The sequence below is a fragment of the Amycolatopsis bartoniae genome (assembly GCF_014191255.1).
Lineage (GTDB): Bacteria > Actinomycetota > Actinomycetes > Mycobacteriales > Pseudonocardiaceae > Amycolatopsis_E > Amycolatopsis_E bartoniae.
In genome coordinates this window covers 122051-143155 of sequence record NZ_JACHWH010000005.1, presented here as the reverse complement: position 1 = coordinate 143155, position 21105 = coordinate 122051, and the positions used below count along the sequence as shown (strand labels likewise).

Genomic DNA, 21105 nt, shown 5'->3' with positions numbered 1-21105 from the left:
CGGGCAGGGGCGGGAAAGCCCGCCCCTGCCCGGGAAATCAGCGCAGCTCGGTCAGCGTCTGGTGCGCCGGACCGCCCTGGCCCGGCTGCTGCAGCCAGCCCAGCCACGGCCAGTCGAGCCAGTCCGGCCGGCCCGGCGGGCGCCCGTGGCCGTCGTGGTCGTTCCGGCCGTAGGGCTGGATCACCACCTTGTCCACAGTGGACCCGACGCGCTGGGCGGGCGTGGCACCGCTGTCCGGCCCGCACCACGACACCTTGCCCAGCTCCACCGCGGCGTTCGGTGCCGCGCAGGTGCCGCTGCGGATGTCCTGCACGACCAGCTTGTCGTCGCGCACCTCGACCTTGACGTAGGTGCGGACGTGCTCCTGGTTCTCCACCGAGTTGGCCCAGTGGTTGTCCGGGTTGAGCGGGTCGGGCCCGTAGTCCGGGTCCGCGGCGGTGTCCGGGTCGGTGAGGTCGTAGTACTTCGACCCCGACGCGGAGTTCGCCGTCACGTAGATGACCCCGCCCGGGCCCTGGACCACCTGCGTGGCCCCGGGCTGCTCGGCCGGGTTCGCCTTCTGGCCGTTCTTGATCACGTAGCTGCGCGAGTAGCTGTGGTCGTGACCCTGCAGGACCAGGTCGACACCGAGGTTCGAGAACGCCGTCGGGAAGTCCTGGCGGCGCTGCTGGTTGTCGGCGTCGTTGGCGTGGTCGGCCGGCGAGTAGATCGAGTGGTGGTAGACGAGGACGGTGTACTTCGCCTTGCCGCCTTGTTTCTTGACCACGTCGGTGACGTAGCCGATGTGGGCGTCGTCCGAGCCGCTCGCGTAGGCGTTGCTGTTCAGGTCGATGAACAGCACGTCCTTGTAGAGGTACCAGTAGTCGCCGCCGGAACGGGTGTCCGCGGCACCGTTGTAGAACGGCGCCGAACGGTCGGTGTTCGGCGTCCAGAAGTGCTGCTCGTACGCCTTGCCGCCCACGTCGTGGTTGCCGATCGTGGCCGCCCACGGGTACTGGCGCAGCTGGTCGGGCGCGAGGAACGCCTTCCACTGGTCCTCGTTGTTGGCCGACTCGACCTGGTCGCCGCCGGAGACCAGCAGTTCGGCGTCCGGGTTCGCGGTGAGCGCCACGTTCACGGTGTCCGCCCAGCCCGCGCCGTCGCGCGCGGTGTCGCCGGAGGAGCCGATCTGCGGGTCGCCGAAGAAGAGGAAGTCGAAGTCGCCGCTGAACTTCCGCGTCTTGAACGTGTACACCGGCGACCAGCTGTCACCGGAGCCGACGCGGTAGGAGTAGCTGGTGTTCTGCTTCAGCCCGTCGATCGTGGCGTGTCCGTTGTAGCCGCCGTTGACGACGTTCGCGGCGACGGTGGCCGGGAACGTCTGGGCGCCCCGCGGGAACTGGCCGTGGTTGAGCTTCGAGGTCGGCACGACCTGCACCACCTGCGCGGCACCGGTCGAGGCGTACCAGCTGACCACGCGCTGGGTCTCCTTGGCGCCGACACCGAGGACGATACCGGTGACCGGCGAGGCCGCGGGCGTGGCCGCGACCGCGACGGCCGGGCCGCTGGTGAAGGCGACCGCGAGCCCCACGGCTGCCGCCGCGGCGCTGTAGGCCAGTGATCTGCGTACTTTCATGTGTTTCCTGTCCGGTTGGGGGAGAAGACCGATGACAGCGTTGATGTCCTCTGTGCCGATCAGGTGAACGGAACAGGGCGTGCCGGCGATCAGAGGGCGAAGACCCGCTCCACGAACCAGCTCAGGCCCATGACGGACACGCCCGCCGCGATCGCGCCGGTGGCCAGGCGCGGGGCGAGCTTCGCGCGGTGGCGCAGCAGGGCCAGCAGCGGGAAGACCAGCGCGATGATCGCCAGCTGCACCACCTCGATGCCGAGGTTGAACACCAGCAGCGACCACAGCAGCGTCCACGACCAGGCCGTGTCGATGCCCAGCACCGAGGCGAACCCGAGCCCGTGCGCGAGGCCGAAGCAGAAGACCACCGCGAGCCGGATCCAGCCCGCGCGGTCGAGGCTGAAGTGCCCGCCGGTGTCCAGCTCGTCCGTCCGCGACCCGCGCCGCCACGCCCGCACCAGTGGCCAAGCCGCGACCACGGCGATCGACAGCGCGATCAGCGGTTCGATGACCGCGGCGGGTGCGCGCACGAGCCCGAGCGCGGCGAGTACGAACGTCACCGAGTGCGCGAGGGTGAACGTGGTCGCCGCCAGTACGATCTCCCGCAGGCGGCGGGAACCCGCGATGAGCGCGAGCAGGAACAGGATGTGGTCGAGCCCGGTCAGCAGGTGCTCCGCGCCGAGCCGGAAGAACTCCCAGAACCGCTGCGTCCAGCTCTGCCGCGTGGAGAACGAGGGCTGCCGCGCGTCGAGCGCCGCGCTGCCCGAGGTGAGGTCGAGGTCGTAGGTGACGATCGTCTTCGTGTCACGCACGTAGCCCTCGGCGTCCGTGAACAGTCCACTGTGGACCTCGTGGGCCTCGGCCGCGGCGCACTGGTAGTCCAGCACCAGCCGGGTGTAGGGCACGCCTTCGCGCTGTTCCATCGTGAACGCGCCGTCCCGCACGGGCGTGCACCGCTGACCGTCGGCGGTGACCTGGAAGCGCTCGGTCGCGTACCGCACCACCGAGCCGGCGTGGGTTTCGAGCGCCGCGGCCTGTGCGGCGGAGTCGTGTGCGTCGAACGCCGCGGTGCCCTGGCGGAACAGCGGGTCGTCGTGCTCGTAGTCGGCGGCGGACACGACGAGCAGGTCGTACTCCAGCCCGAGGTCCGCGCGCACGTGCCCGCTGCGCGGCGAGGTGACGTCGGCGTACACGGTGGAGGAGAAGCCGTGTGCGGACGCGGGCACGGCGTTGAGGGCGACCACCAGCGCCGCCGCCACGACGGCGAAGATGGCCCGGGAGGGGCGAAGCATGCGTTCCTCTTTCCGTTGTCCCGCGCAGACTGCTGGCAGCAGGCGAACGACGGGCGGCCCGCGCGTGAACACCCGGCGACCGCATCCCGACATGCGGCGCAAAACCCGGCTGATCGGGTAGGAAAGACGTCGTGTTCCGGAAGTTCGGCGTGCGTGCGCGACCACTGGCCCTGGCGGCCGTGGTGCTCCTCAGTGGCTGCGGTGCCGCGGACGACTGGTCCCAGCCGCACGCCCGGCCCAGCTCCATCGGCACGCTCGGGCCAGGGTTCACCACGGCGGCGCCCACCCCGGAGGCGACGATCACGCCGAGCCCCGGCTCGTGGGACGGCGTCCGCCCGTCCGCGGGGTACCGCGTGGTGCTGCTGAGCGCGGGAAGCGACCCGCAGACGGCCACGCTCGTCTCGGCGGTGCGGGAGTGGGCGGCCGACGAGCAGGTCAGCCTGAAGACGGTGACGGCCGACGATCCGCACGGCTATCCGGAGAGCATCAGCGAGGCGATGGCCTTGCAGCCGGACCTGGTGATCGCGGCGGGCAACGCGCTGGTCGACGCGCTCGCGCTGGTGTCGGCGAACCACCTGGACCAGCAGTTCCTCGTGGTGGGCGCGGAACTGGCCGAGCCGACGGCGAACGTGACGGCGGCGAACTGGCCGGGCGCCTCCTTCCGCGGCGAGGGCCTGGGCACGTCGACGGGCTACGACCCGGCATCGTTCACCCCGGCCCGCGCGGCGGCCGCCGTACGAGCCGGAGTGGCCAGCGTGCTGAACGGCGTGACAGGCATCGTGATCCGGTTGAGCTAGCGTCTGGACATGCCGGGCCGCGGAACCAACCTGGCCCCTCAGTCCGCCAGCGCCTCCCAGGCCTCCCGCCGCTCGCGTTGGCGCGCCGGGTCCGCCACCGGGGCCGCCGCGACCAGGCGGCGCGTGTAGGCCTCCCGCGGGGCGCCGAGGACGTCCGGCACCGTGCCCTCCTCCACCACGCGGCCGCGGTGCAGCACCGCCACGCGGTCGGCCACCCGCTCGACCACCGCGAGGTCGTGCGAGATGAACAGGCACGCGAACGCCAGCTCCCGCTGCAGCTCGGCCAGCAGCGCCAGCACCGACGCCTGCACCGACACGTCCAGCGCGCTCGTCGGCTCGTCCGCGATGAGCAGCTTCGGCCGCAGCGCGAGCGCCCGCGCGATGCCGACCCGCTGGCGCTGACCGCCCGACAGCTCGTGCGGATACCGCCCGCGCCAGCCCGGATCGAGCCGCACCGCGGTGAGCAGCTCGGCCACCCTCGCCCGGTGATCGCCGCCCATCCCGTGCACCACCAGCGGTTCCGCGATGCTCGCGCCGATCGTCGCCCGCGGATTCAGCGCCGACGCCGGGTTCTGGAACACCACGCCGATCTGCCGCCGCACCTCGCGCCACTGCCGCGCGTTCGCCCGCGCCAGGTCGACGCCCGCCACCCGCACCTCGCCGCCCGTCGGCGACACCAGGCCCGTCAGCACCGACGAGATCGTGCTCTTGCCCGACCCCGACTCGCCCACCAGCCCGAGCACCTCGTCGGAGCCGATCGTCAGCGATACGCCGTCGACCGCCCGCACGCCACCGCGGTAGGTCACTTCGAGATCCTTCAGCGACACCAGCGGATCCGCGGCCCGTTTCGGCGCCGGAGAGCCGGAACCCAGTGACAGCACCGAATCCAGCAGCTCCCGCGTGTACTCCGCCGCCGGCGCCCCGAACAGTCCGGTCGCCGTGTTCTGCTCGACCACCCGCCCGTCACGCAGCACCACCACGCGGTCGGCGAGATCGGCCACCACACCCATGTCGTGCGTGACGAGCAGGATCGCCGTGCCCAGCCGGTCCCGCAGCGAGCGCAGCAGCCGCAGGATCCCGGCCTGCACGGTCACGTCGAGCGCCGTGGTCGGCTCGTCGGCCAGCAGCAGCGCCGGCTCGTGCACCAGCGCCATCGCGATCACCACGCGCTGCAACTGCCCGCCGGACAGCTGGTGCGGATAGGACCGCAGCACCCGCGCCGCGTCCAGCTCCACGAGCTCCAGCAGCTCCCGCGCCCGCTGCCGCGCCTGCGCGCGCGACACCTTCCGGTGCGCGCGCACCGCGTCGACGAGCTGTGTGCCGATGCGGAACACCGGGTTCAGCGCGCTCATCGGCTCCTGGAACACCATGCCGATCTCGCCGCCGCGCACCTCGCGCAGTGCGGCACTGTCCACTGTGTACAGGTCGCGACCGGACAGCGTCGCCGATCCGCGCACGGTCGCCGTGTCCGGCAGCAGGCCCAGCAACGACAGCGCCGTCACGGACTTGCCGGAGCCGGACTCGCCCACGAGCGCGACGACCTCCCCCGGCCGCACGTCGAAGCCGACCCCGCGGACGGCTTCGACGGCGCCGAAGGAGATCGAGACGTCACGCAGCGACAGCAGGGCCTCGCTCACTACTTCGCCAGGCCGATCTGCAGGTAGTTCGGGTAGGCCGGGAACTGGCCGATCTCGAAGTCGCCGACCTTCGACCCGTGCAGGAACGAGTTGCGCGTGTAGATCAGCGGCACCACGGGGGAGTCCTGCAGGATCCGCCGGTCGGTCTGCGCCCACAGCTTCCCGGCGGCCGCCGGGTCGATGGTGCCCTGCGCCTGCGCGATCAGGGCATCCACGTCGGGCACCGAGTAGCGGGACTGGTTGTAGCCGCCGTTGCCGATCTCGGAGGTGCCGAACAGCGGCTGGATGTTGGAGTTCGCGCTGGGGAAGTCGGGCTGCCACGAGCCGAGCGTGAGGTCGTAGGCGTTGTCGTCGTTGCCGGTGACCACGGCCTGCCACGCGTCCTCGTCCAGCGGGCGCAGCTTCGTCTGGATGCCCGCGCGCTGCAACGCGGCCTGGATGGCCTGGGCCTTGTCGGCGTCGTTGTTGTCCGTGGACACCGGGAAGTCCAGGTTCTGGATGCCGTTGGGGAAACCGGCCTCGGCGAGCAGCTGCTTGGCCTTGGCCACGTCCCCGCTCGGCGGCGCCGGGTACAGATCGAACACCTCGCGCCCGGCGATGCCCTCGGTGATCAGCGTGGTGGCGATCGGGCCGGCGAGGTCGGCGCTGCCCGCGCTGGCGATCTGGAACGCGGTCTTGTCCACGGCGTACTGGAACGCCTGGCGCACCTTGACGTTCGCGAGCGGGCCGCGGCGGGTGTTCAGCGCGAGGTAGGCCAGCGCGCCGGACTCGGAGGTGACGAGCTGGTTCTTCGCCGCCGGGTTGGTGCGGATCTGGGCGAGCTGCGCGGGATTGACGAACGCGGCGCCGAACGCGAACGCGTCGTTGCCCGCGCTGGCCAGCAGCCGCTGTGCCGTCACGCCGGTGTCCTGGCCCAGCTGCATCACGACCGCGTCCGGCAGGCCCGTGCGGGCCACGTCGGTCTTGGGGTCCCAGTTCGGGTTGCGCGACAGCCGCAGCTCCACACCCTTGGTGAGCGACTCCAGCTGGTACGGGCCGGAGGCGACGGGGGCGCTGTCGTAGTTCGCGTCCGTGCCCTTGCCCTTCGGCACCGGCGCGAACGCGGGCATGCTCACGATCCACGGCCAGTCGCCGTAGGGGCGGGCGAGGTGGAACACGATGGTCTTCGCGTCCGGGGTCTCGATCGAGGCGAGGTCGCCGCCCTTGAACGGGCCGGTGTAGGCGCCGCCGCCTGCCAGCAACGTCTTGTGGTAGCCCAGGCCGCCGGAGAACGCCGGGTCGAACGAGCGCTCGACGCCGTACTTGATCTCCGCGCTCGTGATCGGCGTGCCGTCGGACATCTTGAGGCCGTCCTTGAGCGTGAACGTCCACGTCTTCCCGTCGGCGCTCGCGCGGCCGGTGTCGGTGGCCAGGTCCGGGACCACCGTCGCGGGGCCGTCGGCGGAGGTCTTCCACGCCGTCAGGCGGCGGTGGATGAGCCCGGACAGGGTGATCGCGAGGCTCTGGCTCTTCGCCGGGTCGAGGCGCTGGGAGGTGCCGTCGTAGAGGATGTAGAGCGTGCCGCCGGACGAGACGGTCAGCGCGCCGCCGCCCGACTGCTCGTTGGCGTGGCACGCCGCCAGCAGCGCCCCCGTCCCCGACACGGCGGCCGTGAGGCCCATCGCCCTGAGGAAGTCCCTGCGATCCATCGTTTTCCCTTTCCTAGCTGACTCGCGCGCGGGGGTCGAGGACCCCGTAGAGGACGTCCACCACGAAGTTCGCGAGGACGACGAAGAAGGCGGCGAACACGGTGACGCCCATGAGCAGCGGCAGGTCCACCTGATGGACGGCGTCCACCAGCAGCCCGCCGAGGCCGGGCAGCGCGAACACCCGCTCGGTGATCACCGCACCGCCGAGCAGCGAGCCCAGGTCGATGGCGAACACCGTGACCACGGGCAGCAGCACGTTGCGCAGCGCGTACTTCCCGACGACCGTCCGTTCGGGCAGGCCGGTCGCCCGCGCGGTGCGGATGAAGTCCTCGCCGAGGACCTCCAGCATCTGGCCGCGGGCCAGCCGCGCGTACACCGCGGCGTTGATGAACGCCAGCACCAGCCACGGCAGCACCAGGTGCCACGCCCAGTCGACCGGGCTGTCCGCGAGCCGCACATAGCCGTTCACCGGCACCACGTCGAGCGTGAAGCCGAACAGCAGGATGCCCAGCAGCCCCACCAGGTACGCGGGGGCGGAGACGCCCGCGAGCGTCACTGTCATCGCGGCGCGGTCGGTGAACCTGCCCCGCCGCAGCGCGGACAGCACGCCCGTCGCGACGCCCGCCACCAGCCAGATGATCGCCGAACCCACGGCGAGGGACACGGTGACCGGCAGCCGGTCGCCGATCAGCGACAGCACGGGCTCGTTCTGCTGGAAGGAGTAGCCGAAGCACGGCGCGGCGCAGACGATCGCCGTCGCACCCGTGCCGAAGGTGCGGCCGGTGAAGATCCCGCCGAGGAAGTCGAGGTACTGCTGGAACCACGGCTTGTCGAAACCCATGAACTGGCGCGCGATCGCCAGGTTCTCCGGGGTGCACGGCTTGCCGCACGACCAGATCGCGGGATCGGTCGGCAGCAGGTAGAACACGGCGAACATGCCGAAGCTGACCACGAGCAGCACGAGCAGCATCCCGCCGAACCTCGCGCCGAGGAAGCGCAGCGTGCGGGTCACCGGCGCACCGCCGTCTTCGGGTCGAGCGCGTCGCGCAGCCCGTCGCCCAGCATGTTGAAGGCCAGCGTCGCGACGAACAGCGCGGCGCCGGGGAAGATCAGGAACATCGGATCGGTCTGCACCCAGTTGATCGCGTCGCTGATGGAACGGCCCCAGCTCGGCGTGGGCGGCGGGATCCCGACGCCGAGGAACGACAGCGCGGCCTCCAGCCCGATGTTGTACGGGATGGTCACGGTGGCCAGCACGATGATCGGCGCCCACAGGTTGGGCAGCAGCTCGCGCCGGAACACGTGCACCCCGCCCGCGCCCAGCGCCCGCGCGGCGCGCACGAAGTCGCGGCCCCGCAGGCTCAGCGTCTGGGCCCGCACCACGCGGGCCACGCGCGGCCAGCCGAACAGGCCGATCACCGCGATCAGCAGCAGCGGCCGGGGGATCGCGGCCGGGGCGACGGCACCCACGGAGATCATGAAGATCAGCTGCGGGAACCCGAGCAGCACGTCGGTCACCCGGCTCACCACGGTGTCCCACCAGCCGCCGGTGTACCCGGCGCTGGCGCCCAGCAGCACGCCGACGACCATCGACACGACCGTCGCCGCGAGCCCGATGAGGAACGACGTGCGCGCGCCGTACGCGACGACGGCGAACAGGTCCCGCCCGGTCAGCGGCTCGACGCCGAACCAGTGGCTGCCACTGATCCCGCCGAGCGCGCCCGCGCCCGTGCCGTTCGACGGGTCGAGCAGGTCGGTGTGGTAGGTGTACGGGTCCTGGCCCTCGGCCAGCGCGAGCAGCGGGGCGGCGAGCGCGGTGAGCACCACCAGGACGATGACGACGGCGCTGGCCTGGGCCCACCGGTCACGCCGCAGCGTGCGCAGCAGCCCGCGAGCCGCCGGGGCGGCGGCGGGCACCGGCGCGCCGCCCGGCGACAGGATGTCGGACAACGGTTCCTCTGGAGTTCGGGAAAACTGGACGACGAGACCCTAGAGAATCCGGCGGCAATTTCCCATGGTGGTCCAGTCCTTCTCACACTATGGGACGAATGTGGGGGTGCGCGCGATGAAGTTCGGGATCTTCGACTCGGTCGACCTGGGTGCCGGGGGAGCGGGTGACGTGCTGGCCGGGCGGCTGCGGTTCGCCGCCGAAGCCGAGTGCCTCGGCGTCGATCACTACCACGTGACCGAGCACCACGGCACGCCGTTGTCGGTGTGCCCGTCGCCGAACCTGCTGCTCGCGGCGCTGAGCCAGCGCACGGAGCGGATGCGGCTCGGGGCGCTGGTGAACGTCCTGCCCGCGCACGACGTCTTCCGCCTCGCCGAGGAGGTCGCGGTGCTCGACCAGCTCACCGGTGGCAGGCTGGACCTGGGGGTGGGGTCGGGCGTGAGCCCGTACGAGCTGGGCATCTTCGGCGTCGAGGCGGGGCAGGCGAAGGCGATCTACGCCGAGGCGCTGGAGGCGCTGACGGGGGCGCTGAGCACGGGCCGGATGCGGCACGAGGGCAGGCTGCTGCGTTCCTACGACGCCGAGCTGTCGGTGTTGCCGGTGCAGCGCCCGCACCCGCCGTTGTGGTACGCGTCGAGCAACACGGCGACGGCGGAGTGGGCCGGGCGCAACGGCGTGAACTTCGTGGGCCGCTGGAACGGCGGGAGCGGCGCGGAGGCGGTCCGGGCGTACTGGGAGGCGTGGCACGCCGCGGGTGCGCGCGGGCCGCGGCCGTGCGTGGGGATCGCGGCGACCGTCGTGATCGCGCCGAGCCGGGAGCAGGCGCTGGACGTGTTCGGGCGGGCTTACGGGGTGTTCTTCGAGCGGCTCACGCGGTTGTGGCACCACCACGGCGACTACCGGCCGGACCGCGCTTTCGACCCCGGGCGGTTACTGGTGAGCGGCGGGGCGTTGGTGGGTACGGCGGAGTCGGTGCGCGAGGAGATGGTGCACCAGGCCGAGGCGTCGGGGGTGAACTACTTCGAGCTGGCGCTGTACTTCGGAGACCAGACCTTCGATGAGGCGGCGCACACCCTGCGGGCGGTGATGGAGCAGATCGCCCCGGCGCTCCGGGCGCGGGACTAGGAATGCGCGTCCTCGGTCCGCACGACCCCCTGGAAGTCCCGCGGTTGTCGCGCATCGCCGTCGCGGGCCCGCCCGGAGCCGGGAAGTCCACGCTCGCCCGCCGGTTGTGCGAACGGCTGGGGGTGCCGTTCGTGCCGTTCGAGTCCTTTTACCACGCTCCCGGATGGACAGTCCGGCCCACGTGGCGCGAGGACGTGCTGCGCTTCACCGAGCGCCCGGTGTGGGCGATCGAGTGGCAGGGCGAGGACGTGCGGGAGCAGCTGGCCGCCCGGGCCCAGGTGCTCGTCTGGCTGGACCACCCGCGGGCGCTCGTCCTGACCCGCGTGGTGGTGCGGACAGTGCAGCGCCGCTTCGGCCGGGGCTCACCCATTGCGGGCGGCAACGTCGAGCCGCCGTTGCACACCTTCTTCACCGACCCGCAGCACATTGTCCGGGACTCGTGGCGGCGGCAGCCGCTCATGCGCGACCGGGTGCGGCGGCTGATCACCGAGGACCGGCATCCGGGCCTGGTCGTGGTGCGGTTGCGCGGGCGCGGCCAGGTGCGGGTTTGGCTCCGCGGGCCGCTGGCGGAAAGTCTCGGCTGACCGCCCAGCGTTGTCATCGCATCGATAGGGTCGTCCGGACGAAGGGGGAACCATGACGCACACCGGGAGTGGCGGGGACGTCGCGAGCCTGCAGCAGGCGTTGTCCGCGCACACGACGATCAAGGACTGGGCCCAGGGCGCGGAGCTCGTCGCGCTCCTCGGCGCCGCTCACCGCGCGGGCTGGCTCGACCGGCTCCGGGACGGCGCCACCGCCGCGGACCTGGCCGGCGGCCGCGACGCGGCGGTGGTCGCGGACGCACTGGCCGTCCTCGCCTCGGCCGGGGTCGCCGAGAGCGGTGACGACGACGTGTTCCGCCTGACCCCGGCGTTCGGCGCCCTCCTGGCCGGCGGCACCGGCATCGAGCTGCCCGCCACGCTCGATGCGATCGAGCTGGCGAAGGAGCAGATCGCCGCCGCGGTCGACGGGAGCGCGGGCGGCCTCACCGGGGCACAGGCCCTGACCATCGCCCGCAATGCCGGGGTCCGCGCCACCCCGGGCTCCCGTGAGCTCTACGGCATGGTCTTCGAGGCCGTCCCGGCCTACCGCGACGCGCTCGCGGCGGGCGGGCCGCTGCTCGACCTCGGCAGCGGTGTGGGCGGCGCGCTGCTGACCTCGCTCGCGTTGTACCCGCGCCTGCGGGCGGTCGGTGTCGAGCTCGTGCCGGAGGTCGCCGCGGAGCTGCGGGACCGCGCGCGGGAGGCGGGCTTGGGCGACCGGGTGGAGATCCGCGAGGCCGACGCGACCGGGCTGCGGGACGAGGCGGAGTTCGCGGCGGCGTTCTGGGCGCAGCCGTTCTTCCCCGACTCGTCCCGGGACGCCGTGCTGGCGGTGATCTTCCGCGCGCTGCGCCCGGGTGGGCTGCTCCTCCTGCAGGAGCTGGTGCCGCAGCAGGAAACCACCACGCGCACCCTGCTGGACCGGCTGTTCGACACCCGCCGCGGCATCACCTACGGGCGTTCCGCGGAGGACCTGGCCGTCGAAGCCACCGGTGCGGGGTTCGCGGACGCCGAGATCGCCATGAGTCCGCTCGGGCGCCTCGTGCTCGCTCGCCGGCCCTGAGCGCGACGCCCGAGTCATCCGATCTGACCGCGCCCTGTGCTGCCGAAATACGCCAATCGCCGTGCTCGTACCGGGAAAGATCCGATGTATCCTGCCCGGAGTAGCCGGAAGGAGGCCCGGGCGATGTCGGTGACGGACGACGCCATCGAGGCGATCAAGCAGATGATCGTGGACGGCGAGCTCGGGCCCGGCGACCGGCTGCCGCGGGAGGCGGACCTCGCCGAGCGCCTCGGTCTGTCCCGCAACTCGCTGCGGGAGGCGGTGCGCGCGCTGTCGCTCATCCACGTGCTCGACGTGCGGCGCGGCGACGGCACCTACGTGACGAGCCTCGACCCGTCGGTGCTCATGGACGCGATGGGGTTCGTGGTGGACTTCCACCGCGACGACACGGTGCTGCAGTTCCTGGAGGCACGGCGCCTCATCGAGCCCGCCGTCACGGGGCTGGCGGCGCAGCGGATGTCCGAAGTGGACATCGACGGACTCGGCGTGCTGCTGGGTTCGCTGGGGGAGGAGCCGTCGGTGGAGGAGCTGGTCGCGAACGACCTGGAGTTCCACCGCAGGATCGCGGCGGGCGCGGGGAACCCGGTACTGGCGTCGCTGGTGGAGAGCATCTCGGGCCGCACGCAGCGGGCTCGCACGTGGCGCGGGATCACGGAGGAGGGCGTACTGGCCCGGACGCTGTCCGAGCACCGCGCGATCCAGCAGGCGCTGGCGGCGAGACAACCCGACGTGGCAGCCGCCGTGGCGACGGTGCACATCGCGGGCGTGGAACAGTGGATCCGGCAAACCCTCGTGGAGAGGGCTTAGTTTCCCGGGGGCGGGGCGCGGTGGCTGGCCGGTGGCGCACGGAAAACGGACTCGGCTCACGTCCGCCCGGGGAAGGCTGGTAGCGCCGCCATCCCGCGAGCGGCCGGTGAACCGGAAGCCGCCACCGGCCACCGATCCGCGCCTGCCGCGCCCGCCCTCGGGAAAGCTCGGAAGCCGCCACCCGTCACCGATCGCTACCGCGACCGCGAGTCCCGTGCCGCCGCGCCTGCCCCCTACCGGGGCCGCAACCGCAGGTTCTGCATCCCGCCGTCCACGGCGATTCCCGCGCCTGCCGTCGACGCCGCCAGCGGGCTGGCCAGGTAGGCCACCGCGTGGGCGACCTCCGCCGCCGAGACGAGGCGGCCGTGCGGCTGGCGCGCCTCCAGCGCGGCGCGTTCCGCCGCCGGGTCGTCGGCCTTCTCCAGCAGCCGCCCGATCCACGGGGTGTCCGCGGTACCCGGGTTGACGCAGTTGACCCGGATGCCCTCCGCCAGGTGGTCCGCCGCCATCGCGCGCGTCAGCGCCACCACCGCGCCCTTCGACGCGCTGTACAACGCCCGCTGCGGCAACCCCGCCGTCGCCGCGATCGAGCCCACGTTCACGATCGCCGCCGCCCGGGAGCGGCGCAGGTGCGGTAACGCGGCCCGGCTCACGCGCACCATCCCGAGCAGGTTCACGTCCAGCACCCGCAGCCACTCGGCGTCGTCGTTGTCCGCCACCGTGCCCTGCGCGCCGATCCCCGCGTTGTTCACCACGACGTCCAGCCCGCCGAAGCGCTCCACCACCGTCGCGATCGCGTGGCGCACCGACTCGTCGTCCGTCACGTCCATCCGCACCCCGTCCGGCGTGACCTCCCGCAGGTCCAGCGCCGCGACCCGCGCGCCCCGCTCCCGCAAGGCCGAAACCACCGCCGCGCCGATCCCCGAGGCGCCACCGGTCACCACGGCCACGAGGCCGTCGAACTCGCTCACACGAACTCCTGCCGCTGCCGCCCGAGTCCCTCGATCTCGATCTCCACCACGTCCCCCGCCTTCAGGTACGGGTACTTCCCCGACAGCGCGACACCTTGCGGCGTGCCGGTCATGATCACATCGCCCGGTTCGAGCGCCAGGTACTGGCTCAGGTGCCACACGAGGTGCTCCACCCCGAACACCATGTCCGCCGTGCTGGAGTCCTGCCGCGGCTCGCCGTTGACCCAGCTGCGCAACCGCAGGTTCGCGTGGTCCACCTCGTCCGCCGGCACGAGCCACGGCCCGAGCGGGTTGAACCCCGGCGCGCACTTGCCCTTGCTCCACTGCCCGCCGGAGTCGGCGAGCTGGAACTGCCGCTCGGAAACGTCGTTGCCGCACACGAAACCCGCCACGTGCGCGAGGCTTTCCTCCGGTGATCCCAGGTACAGCGCGCGCTTGCCGATCACTACCCCGAGCTCCACCTCCCAGTCGGTGCGCTCGCTGCCCCGCGGGATCGGCACCGGGTCGTTCGGGCCGGCGACGGTGTTGGGCGTCTTGAGGAACATGATCGGCACCTCGGGCGGGGCGGCCCCGGACTCGGCGGCGTGCGCCGCGTAGTTCATGCCGATGCACACCACCGCGCCGGGCCGGGCGACCGGGGAGCCGACCCGCAGCTCCTGCGCGCCCGCCAGCTCCGGCAGCGCACCGGCCGCCAGCGCGGACCGGACCTTCGCGATCCCGTCCGCCGCGAGGAAGGCGCCGTCGAGGTCGGCCGTCAGTCCGACCAGGTCGTAGGTCGTGCCGCCGTCGACGGCCACGGGCCGTTCCTGGCCCGCGGCTCCCAGCCGGGCGAGCTTCACTGGTCACTCCTTTGGTCGGGTGTCTACGCCGCATGTTAGGGAAGAATCGTCTCCCGGGCGAGCCTTGACGCTCGATACATCCGATGTCTAAGGTTCGGCGTGACGCAGGCCATACTGCGGCCTCTCCCGAAGGAGTGTGCGTGGCTCGAATCGTCGCCCTGCAGACCCACGACGTGCGGTTTCCGACCTCCCGGACACTCGACGGATCCGACGCGATGAACCCGGACCCCGACTACTCGGCCGCCTACCTGCGCGTGCTCACCGACGCCGGGGACGGGTTCGAGGGGCACGGGTTCGTCTTCACGATCGGCCGCGGCAACGACGTGCAGGTCGCCGCGTTGCGGGCGCTCGAAGGCCACCTCGTCGGCCGTGACCTCGACGCGACGCTGGGCGACCTCGGCGACGTCTGGCGCGAGCTGGTGCACGACTCGCAGCTGCGCTGGCTGGGCCCCGAGAAGGGGATCATGCACATGGCCATCGGCGCGGCGGTCACCGCGCTGTGGGACCTGCGCGCCAAGCGCGAGGGAAAACCGTTGTGGCAGCTGCTTTCCTCGCTCAGCCCCGAGGAGATCGTCAACCTCGTCGACTTCCGGTACCTCACCGACGCGCTCACCCGCGACGAGGCGCTTACCATCCTGCGCGACGCGCGGGCCGGCCGAGCCGAACGCGAGGCGCGGCTGCTGTCCGAAGGGTATCCCGCCTACACCACCACTCCCGGCTGGCTCGGCTACGACGACGAGAAGCTCGCCCGGCTGTGCCGCGAGGCCGTGGCGGACGGGTTCTCCCAGATCAAGCTCAAGGTCGGCGCCGACCTCGACGACGACATCCGGCGGCTGCGCCTGGCCCGCGAGGTGTGCGGGCCGGACATCCGCATCGCTGTCGACGCGAACCAGCGCTGGGACGTGGCCGACGCGATCCGGTGGGTGCGGGCACTGCAAGGTTTCGACCTCGCGTGGGTCGAGGAGCCCACGAGCCCCGACGACGTGCTGGCCCACGCGGCCATCGCCGAGGCGGTGGCGCCGATCCCCGTCGCGACGGGCGAGCACGCCGCGAACCGCGTGCTGTTCAAGCAGTTCCTGCAGGCGAAAGCGCTTTCCGTGCTCCAGCTCGACGCCACCCGGGTGGCCGGGATCAACGAGAACATCGCGATCCTGTTGCTGGCGGCCAAGTTCGGCGTCCGCGTGTGCCCGCACGCCGGGGGCGTCGGGTTGTGCGAGGCGGTGCAGCACCTGGCGATGTTCGACTACGTGGCGGTGTCCGGCAGCCTGGAAAACCGGATGATCGAGTACGTGGATCACCTGCACGAGCATTTCGTGACCCCGGTCGACGTCCACAACGGACGGTACTACGCGCCGAAGGCGCCGGGCGCGGGCACGCAGATGCACGAGACGTCCATTGTGGAGTACACCCATGCCTAGCCCGCCGCTCGGCCGGCTCGCGCTCGGGGCCGCGGGTCTCGGGAACCTGTACGCGCCGATGAGCGACGAGCAGGCGTACGCCGTGCTGGAGGCGGCGTGGGACTGCGGCGTCCGGTACTTCGACACCGCGCCCCACTACGGGCTCGGCCTGTCCGAACGGCGGCTCGGTGTGTTCCTCGCCAGCAAGCCGCGCGGGGAGTACGTCGTCTCCACCAAGGTCGGCAGGCTGCTGGTGCCCGATCCTGGCGGCGCGGGCCGCCTGGACGAAGAAAACGCTTTCGCCGTGCCCGCCGACCACCGCCGCGTGTGGGACTTCTCCGCCGACGGGATCCGGCGCAGCCTCGAAGACTCGTTGACGCGCCTCGGCCTCGACGCGGTGGACATCGTGTACCTGCACGATCCGGAGCTGTACGACCTCGAACCCGCGCTGGCCGAAGGCGTCCCGGCCGTGGTGGCATTGCGGGACGAGGGCTTGGTGCGAGCGGTCGGCGTCGGCTCGAAGTGCACCAAGGCCCTCGCCGCCGCAGCGCGGACCGGGCTGCTGGACCTGGTCATGGTCGCGGGCCGGTTCACGCTGCTCGAACAGCCCGCGCTCGACGACGTGCTGCCCGAGTGCCGCGCCCACTCGGTCGGTGTCGTGGCCGCGGCCGTGTTCAACTCGGGTTTGCTCGCCACGCCGTCCCCGTCGGCTCAGGCCCGGTACGAGTACGAGGCCGCGCCGCCCGAAGTCCTCGCCAGGGCACGGGAAATCGCCGCCGTGTGTGCCGAGTTCGGCGTGGAGCTGCCGACCGCGGCACTCCAGTACCCCTTGCGCGACCACAGCGTCCGCAGTGTGGTGGTGGGCGCGGCAAGTCCCTGGGAAGTAAGGGAAAACTCGACGCGGCTCCAGGAAACCGTGCCCGGTGCACTGTGGACGGCACTGCGGGAGAGGGGGCTGGTCCGCGCATGAACGTCGTCGACACGCACCTGCACCTGTGGGACCTCACGGTGAGCGACTACGCCTGGATTCCCGACGGCCCGCTGCACGCCACGTTCACCGCGCAGCAGGCACGGTCCGAACTGGACAGTGCCGGAATCGACACCGCGATCCTCGTGCAGGCCGAGGACTCCGAGGCCGACACGCGGTTCCTGCTCGACCAGGCCGCCGGGCACGACTGGATCTCCGGCGTCGTCGGCTGGGTGCGGCTCGACGACCCGGGCACGGCGGAGCGCCAGCTCGACCGCTGGCAGCAGCACGCGAAGTTCCGGGGGGTCCGGCACCTCGTGCACGACGACCCGCGCGACGAGTTCCTCGCACTGCCGGAGGTCCGCCGGTCACTCGCGATGCTCGCCGAACGCGGCCTGCCCTTCGACGTGCCCGACGCGTGGCCCCGGCACCTCGCACGGGTCGCCGACCTGGCGGACGCGGTGCCGGAACTGACGATCGTGGTCGACCACCTCGGCAAGCCGCCGCGTGATCTCGCCGCCTACCAGGCCTGGCGCGGTGCACTGAGACAAGTCGCGGCGCGGCCCAACACCGTCGCGAAAATCTCCGGCCTGCAGGCCGAACCCTTCACCGTCGAAGCGACCCGGCCCGCGGTGCACGACGCACTCGAAGCGTTCGGGCCGGAACGCCTGATGTACGGCGGAGACTGGCCCATGACCGTCCTCTATGGAGGGTACGCGCGGTCGTGGGAGATCCTCTCGGCGCTCATCGGGGAACTGTCGGAAACCGAGCAGGCACGCGTGCTGGCGGGAACGGCGGACGCGGTCTACGGGACACCGGAGCGTGTGACATGACGGAACCGCTGCTCGAGGTCGAGGGCGTCGAGAAGACCTTCCCCGGCGTGCGGGCCCTGCACGACATGCGGCTGGACCTGCGTTCGGGCGAGGTGCTCGCGCTGGTCGGCGAGAACGGCGCGGGCAAGTCCACGCTCATGAAGCTGCTCTCGGGCATCCACACCGCGGAGGCCGGGAACTTCCGGCTCGGCGGCGAACCCTACGAGCCGGCGGGCCCGCGGCACGCGCTCGAACTGGGCATCAGCATCATCCACCAGGAGTTCAACCTGGTGCCGCACCTGACGGTCGCGCAGAACATCTTCATCGGCCGCGAACCCCGGCGCGCCCGGCTGCTGCTCGACGAGCGCAGGCTCAACGCCGACGCCGCGGAGCTGCTCGATCGCCTGCACCTGAAGCTCGACCCGCGCGCGGTCGTCGGCGGGCTCAGCGTCGCGAGCCAGCAGATGGTGGAGATCGCGAAAGCGCTTTCCTACGAGCCCCGCGTGCTCATCATGGACGAGCCCACGGCCGCGCTCAACGACGCCGAGGTCGAGACGCTGCACGAGCTGATCCGCCGGTTCGTGCGCCCGGGCACCGGCGTCATCTACATCTCCCACCGCATGGAGGAGATCAAACGGATAGCCGACCGGGTCACCGTGATCCGCGACGGCGAGTACATCGACACTCTCGACGTGGCGACGGCGACCACGCCGGAGATCATCGCGCTGATGGTCGGCCGTGCCCTCGACACCGGCACCCGTCCCGAAGACGTGCGGCCCGACCGCGAGGTCGTGCTGCGGGTCGAAGGACTGAGCACCAAGGAACTGCTCACCGACGTCACGTTCGACCTGCGCCACGGCGAGATCCTCGGGTTCGCCGGGCTCATGGGCGCCGGCCGCACCGAGGTGGCCCGCGCGCTCGTCGGTGCCGACAAGGCGAGCGCGGGCACGATCACGGTGCATGGCAAGAAGGTCCGCATCGCGAACCCGGCGGACGCGGCGCGGCTGGGCATCGGGTACCTGTCCGAGGACCGCAAGCAGTTCGGGCTCCTGCTCGACCAGGACGTCAAGGCCAACATCGCGTTGTCGGCACTGCGGGACCGGTTCACGCGCGCCGGTTTCGTGCGCGACCGGGAGCTGCGCGCGAGCACGGAGCAGTACGCGGGCACGCTGCGGATCAAGACGCCGTCGGTGGACCAGACCACCAAGAACCTCTCCGGCGGCAACCAGCAGAAGGTGGTGATCGCCAAGTGGCTGGCCAAGGACTGCGACGTGCTGATCTTCGACGAGCCGACGCGGGGGATCGACGTCGGCGCGAAGGAGGAGATCTACCAGCTGCTCGGCGAGCTCGCCGGGCAGGGCAAGTCGATCCTCATGATCTCCTCGGAACTGCCGGAGATCCTGCGCATGTCGCACCGCGTCGTGGTGATGAGCGAGGGCCGCGTCACGCGTGTGCTCGACGCCGGTGAGGCGACGCAGGAGACCATCATGCACTTCGCGACCCTGCGGCCCGACGAGAACCCGGCCGACGCGGCCGAGCTGGGCCTGATCGCCGAGGAAGGGACGAACCGATGACCACCGTCAAGGCGCCGGCGCCCGAGCGGCAGCAGGGGAGCGTGAGCGCCGCGATCAGGAGCAGGCTCCAGCAGCTGCTGGCGTTCGCGAGCCTGGTCGTGATCTACGCGTTCTTCTCGATCGTCAGCCCGTTCTTCTTCTCCTACGGCAACTTCATCGCGATCCTGTACTCGACGGTGGTGATCGGGACGCTCGCGATCGGCACCACGTTCGTGATCATCTCCGCCGGGATCGACCTGTCCATCGGCACCGGGATGGCGCTGTGCGCGGTGATGGCCGGCGTGTTCATGGTGAAGCTGGGCCTGCCGCTGGCGCTCGGCGTGCCGCTTTCGGTCCTGTTCGGCGGTGTGCTGGGGCTGGTGAACGGGATCAACGTGGCGCTGCTGCGGATCCCGCCGTTCATCGCGACGCTGGCGATGATGCTCGTCGCCGAGGGGCTCGCGCTGGTGCTGTCGAACAGCACGCCGATCTACTTCACCGACGTGGCGGGCTACAGCGACCTCTCGATCGGCAACCTGATCCCGAACGTGCCGAACGGGGTGCTGATCCTGCTGGTCGTCGCGATCATCGCGGGGGTCCTGCTGACGAAGAGCGTGCTGGGGCGCTACACGTACTCCATCGGCAGCAACGAGGAGGCCACGGCGCTGTCGGGAATCGACGTGCGGAAGTGGAAGATCGCGATCTACGCGTTCGCGGGCCTGTTCACCGGGCTGGCGGGCGTGATGATCTCCGCGCGGCTGGGCTCGGCGCAGCCGGCCACCGGCATGGGCTACGAGCTGCAGGCCATCGCGGCGGTGGTGATCGGCGGGACGTCGCTGTCCGGCGGCAAGGGCTCGATCGTCGGCACGCTGATCGGCGCGCTGATCATCTCCGTGCTCAACAACGGCCTGCAGATCATGTCGATCCCGCAGGAGTGGCAGAACGTCATCCTGGGCGGCGTGATCCTGGTGGCCGTGTACACCGACCGCATCCGGAAGAAGGAAGCCTGACGAAGGAGTTCGGCATGAGGACACAGAAGATCGTCGCGGCGGTCGCCGGTGCCGCGCTGGCGCTCGCGCTCACCGCGTGCGGTCAGGGTGGCGCGGGGGCGGGCGGCGGCCCGCTGATCGCGATCGTCTCGAAGGGTTTCCAGCACCAGTTCTGGCAGGCGGTGAAGAAGGGCGCCGAGCAGGAGGCCGCCGCGAAGGGCGCGCGGACGACGTTCGTCGGCCCGGCGACGGAGAAGGACGTCGAGCAGCAGATCAACATGCTGACCAACGAGCTGGCGAAGTCGCCGCAGGCACTGGGTTTCGCGGCGCTCGACTCCCGCGCGGCGGCGAACCTGTTGCAGCAGGCCAAGTCGCAGAAGATCCCGGTGGTCGCGTTCGACTCCGGTGTGGACAGTGACATCCCGGTCACGACGGTGGCGACGGACAACAAGGCCGCGGCCGCCGAGGCGGCGAAGCACCTGGCGCAGCAACTGGGCGGGCAGGGCAAGGTCGCGATGGTGGTGCACGACCAGACGAGCCTGTCGGGCAAGGACCGGCGCGACGGGTTCCTCGACTGGATGCACCAGAACGCGCCGGGCATCACGGTGCTCGCCCCGCAGTACGGTGGCGGGGACCAGCTGGAGTCGGCGAACATCACGAAGTCGATCATCTCGGCGAACCCGGACCTGAAGGGGATCTACGCGTCCAACGAGGGTTCGGCGATCGGCGTCATCAAGGGCGTGCAGGAGAGCGGCAAGGCCGGGGCGATCACGATCGCGGGGTTCGACTCGGGCCAGGCGCAGATCGACGCGATCAACAGCGGAGTCGAGTCGGGGGCGGTGACGCAGGACCCGGTGGACATGGGCAAGCAGCTCGTGGACGCCGCGCTGAAGGCCATCAACGGCGAACAGCTGCCGAAGCGCATCGACACGGCGTTCTACTGGTACGACAAGGCGAACATCACCGACCCCAAGATCCAGGCGGCGCTGTACCAGTGAGCAGCGCGGGCCGCTTCCGGGTCGCGCGAACC

General features: G+C 71.4%; 19 protein-coding genes. 11 read left to right on the top strand and 8 right to left on the bottom strand.

All coding sequences use genetic code 11. From position 1 onward, the window contains the following. Positions 1 to 37 precede the first annotated feature (37 nt). Positions 38 to 1615 (bottom strand): purple acid phosphatase family protein, encoded by a 1578-nt coding sequence (locus FHX82_RS24215; RefSeq protein WP_229880342.1) that lies wholly within the window; start codon positions 1613 to 1615, stop codon positions 38 to 40. 89 nt (positions 1616 to 1704) lie between these two features. Further along, positions 1705 to 2901, bottom strand: a complete 1197-nt coding sequence (locus FHX82_RS24210) for a HupE/UreJ family protein (protein ID WP_145936120.1) — start codon at positions 2899 to 2901, stop codon at positions 1705 to 1707. A 131-nt stretch (positions 2902 to 3032) separates the two neighbouring features. Here FHX82_RS24210 and FHX82_RS24205 point away from each other — a divergent pair, with 131 nt between their 5' ends. Further along, positions 3033 to 3698 (top strand): type 1 periplasmic-binding domain-containing protein, encoded by a 666-nt coding sequence (locus FHX82_RS24205; protein ID WP_229880341.1) that lies wholly within the window; start codon positions 3033 to 3035, stop codon positions 3696 to 3698. A gap of 38 nt (positions 3699 to 3736) precedes the next feature. On the opposite strand, the gene FHX82_RS24200 is transcribed toward FHX82_RS24205, so the two are convergent. The 4 genes from FHX82_RS24200 to FHX82_RS24185 are packed head-to-tail and all read right to left on the bottom strand — an operon-like array spanning position 3737 to position 8973. Beyond that, complete coding sequence (locus FHX82_RS24200; RefSeq protein WP_145936121.1) at positions 3737 to 5335, bottom strand: dipeptide ABC transporter ATP-binding protein; 1599 nt, start codon at positions 5333 to 5335, stop codon at positions 3737 to 3739. Beyond that, a complete protein-coding gene (locus FHX82_RS24195) occupies positions 5335 to 7023 on the bottom strand; it encodes an ABC transporter substrate-binding protein (protein WP_145936122.1) in 1689 nt (562 codons plus the stop codon). Before FHX82_RS24195 ends, FHX82_RS24200 begins: the two co-directional genes overlap by 1 nt. A 13-nt stretch (positions 7024 to 7036) precedes the next feature. Then, positions 7037 to 8035: an ABC transporter permease gene (locus FHX82_RS24190; RefSeq protein ID WP_222425970.1), complete on the bottom strand. Its 999-nt coding sequence runs from the start codon at positions 8033 to 8035 to the stop codon at positions 7037 to 7039. Beyond that, positions 8032 to 8973, bottom strand: a complete 942-nt coding sequence (locus FHX82_RS24185; protein WP_145936123.1) for an ABC transporter permease — start codon at positions 8971 to 8973, stop codon at positions 8032 to 8034. Before FHX82_RS24185 ends, FHX82_RS24190 begins: the two co-directional genes overlap by 4 nt. Before the next feature lie 115 nt (positions 8974 to 9088). Here FHX82_RS24185 and FHX82_RS24180 point away from each other — a divergent pair, with 115 nt between their 5' ends. From FHX82_RS24180 to FHX82_RS24165, 4 genes are all read left to right on the top strand, one after another. Beyond that, on the top strand, positions 9089 to 10096 hold the full coding sequence (locus tag FHX82_RS24180; protein WP_183176799.1) for an LLM class flavin-dependent oxidoreductase: 1008 nt from the start codon (positions 9089 to 9091) through the stop codon (positions 10094 to 10096). Between the two features lie 2 nt (positions 10097 to 10098). Next, on the top strand, positions 10099 to 10680 hold the full coding sequence (locus FHX82_RS24175; RefSeq protein ID WP_145936125.1) for an AAA family ATPase: 582 nt from the start codon (positions 10099 to 10101) through the stop codon (positions 10678 to 10680). 52 nt (positions 10681 to 10732) lie between these two features. Next, positions 10733 to 11740: an SAM-dependent methyltransferase gene (locus FHX82_RS24170; RefSeq protein WP_145936126.1), complete on the top strand. Its 1008-nt coding sequence runs from the start codon at positions 10733 to 10735 to the stop codon at positions 11738 to 11740. A gap of 123 nt (positions 11741 to 11863) precedes the next feature. Beyond that, the gene (locus FHX82_RS24165; protein WP_145936127.1) at positions 11864 to 12547 is read left to right on the top strand and encodes a FadR/GntR family transcriptional regulator; all 684 of its coding nucleotides are present in this window, start codon (positions 11864 to 11866) and stop codon (positions 12545 to 12547) included. A 233-nt stretch (positions 12548 to 12780) separates the two neighbouring features. Here FHX82_RS24165 and FHX82_RS24160 read toward each other — a convergent pair whose 3' ends face one another. After that, a complete protein-coding gene (locus tag FHX82_RS24160) occupies positions 12781 to 13518 on the bottom strand; it encodes an SDR family NAD(P)-dependent oxidoreductase (RefSeq protein WP_145936128.1) in 738 nt (245 codons plus the stop codon). Continuing rightward, positions 13515 to 14357, bottom strand: a complete 843-nt coding sequence (locus tag FHX82_RS24155) for a fumarylacetoacetate hydrolase family protein (protein WP_145936129.1) — start codon at positions 14355 to 14357, stop codon at positions 13515 to 13517. The genes FHX82_RS24160 and FHX82_RS24155 overlap by 4 nt, the downstream gene beginning before the upstream one ends. A gap of 140 nt (positions 14358 to 14497) precedes the next feature. Here FHX82_RS24155 and FHX82_RS24150 point away from each other — a divergent pair, with 140 nt between their 5' ends. Genes FHX82_RS24150 through FHX82_RS24125 form a run of 6 tightly spaced genes read left to right on the top strand, consistent with a single transcriptional unit; the run spans position 14498 to position 21073 of the window. After that, entirely contained in the window at positions 14498 to 15775 is a 1278-nt protein-coding gene (locus tag FHX82_RS24150) for an enolase C-terminal domain-like protein (RefSeq protein WP_145936130.1), read from the top strand. Continuing rightward, on the top strand, positions 15768 to 16724 hold the full coding sequence (locus FHX82_RS24145) for an aldo/keto reductase (RefSeq protein WP_145936131.1): 957 nt from the start codon (positions 15768 to 15770) through the stop codon (positions 16722 to 16724). The genes FHX82_RS24150 and FHX82_RS24145 overlap by 8 nt, the downstream gene beginning before the upstream one ends. After that, positions 16721 to 17554: an amidohydrolase family protein gene (locus FHX82_RS24140; protein ID WP_145936132.1), complete on the top strand. Its 834-nt coding sequence runs from the start codon at positions 16721 to 16723 to the stop codon at positions 17552 to 17554. Before FHX82_RS24145 ends, FHX82_RS24140 begins: the two co-directional genes overlap by 4 nt. Further along, positions 17551 to 19107 carry a sugar ABC transporter ATP-binding protein gene (locus FHX82_RS24135; RefSeq protein WP_145936133.1) on the top strand — a complete coding sequence of 519 codons (1557 nt, stop codon included), beginning with the start codon at positions 17551 to 17553 and terminating at the stop codon, positions 19105 to 19107. Before FHX82_RS24140 ends, FHX82_RS24135 begins: the two co-directional genes overlap by 4 nt. Next, positions 19104 to 20096: an ABC transporter permease gene (locus FHX82_RS24130; RefSeq protein ID WP_145936134.1), complete on the top strand. Its 993-nt coding sequence runs from the start codon at positions 19104 to 19106 to the stop codon at positions 20094 to 20096. The genes FHX82_RS24135 and FHX82_RS24130 overlap by 4 nt, the downstream gene beginning before the upstream one ends. Before the next feature lie 14 nt (positions 20097 to 20110). Continuing rightward, positions 20111 to 21073, top strand: a complete 963-nt coding sequence (locus tag FHX82_RS24125) for an ABC transporter substrate-binding protein (RefSeq protein WP_145936135.1) — start codon at positions 20111 to 20113, stop codon at positions 21071 to 21073. The last annotated feature ends 32 nt before the right edge of the window (positions 21074 to 21105 follow it).

What these genes read in the sequence shown, in the direction of transcription:
- FHX82_RS24140 (WP_145936132.1), top strand. Translation starts at nt 16,721, where the DNA reads ATGAACGTCGTCGACACGCACCTGCACCTGTGGGACCTCACGGTGAGC.
- FHX82_RS24210 (WP_145936120.1), bottom strand. Translation starts at nt 2,901, where the DNA reads ATGCTTCGCCCCTCCCGGGCCATCTTCGCCGTCGTGGCGGCGGCGCTG.
- FHX82_RS24135 (WP_145936133.1), top strand. Translation starts at nt 17,551, where the DNA reads ATGACGGAACCGCTGCTCGAGGTCGAGGGCGTCGAGAAGACCTTCCCC.
- FHX82_RS24215 (WP_229880342.1), bottom strand. Translation starts at nt 1,615, where the DNA reads ATGAAAGTACGCAGATCACTGGCCTACAGCGCCGCGGCGGCAGCCGTG.
- FHX82_RS24170 (WP_145936126.1), top strand. Translation starts at nt 10,733, where the DNA reads ATGACGCACACCGGGAGTGGCGGGGACGTCGCGAGCCTGCAGCAGGCG.
- FHX82_RS24165 (WP_145936127.1), top strand. Translation starts at nt 11,864, where the DNA reads ATGTCGGTGACGGACGACGCCATCGAGGCGATCAAGCAGATGATCGTG.
- FHX82_RS24195 (WP_145936122.1), bottom strand. Translation starts at nt 7,023, where the DNA reads ATGGATCGCAGGGACTTCCTCAGGGCGATGGGCCTCACGGCCGCCGTG.
- FHX82_RS24130 (WP_145936134.1), top strand. Translation starts at nt 19,104, where the DNA reads ATGACCACCGTCAAGGCGCCGGCGCCCGAGCGGCAGCAGGGGAGCGTG.
- FHX82_RS24180 (WP_183176799.1), top strand. Translation starts at nt 9,089, where the DNA reads ATGAAGTTCGGGATCTTCGACTCGGTCGACCTGGGTGCCGGGGGAGCG.
- FHX82_RS24175 (WP_145936125.1), top strand. Translation starts at nt 10,099, where the DNA reads ATGCGCGTCCTCGGTCCGCACGACCCCCTGGAAGTCCCGCGGTTGTCG.
- FHX82_RS24145 (WP_145936131.1), top strand. Translation starts at nt 15,768, where the DNA reads ATGCCTAGCCCGCCGCTCGGCCGGCTCGCGCTCGGGGCCGCGGGTCTC.
- FHX82_RS24125 (WP_145936135.1), top strand. Translation starts at nt 20,111, where the DNA reads ATGAGGACACAGAAGATCGTCGCGGCGGTCGCCGGTGCCGCGCTGGCG.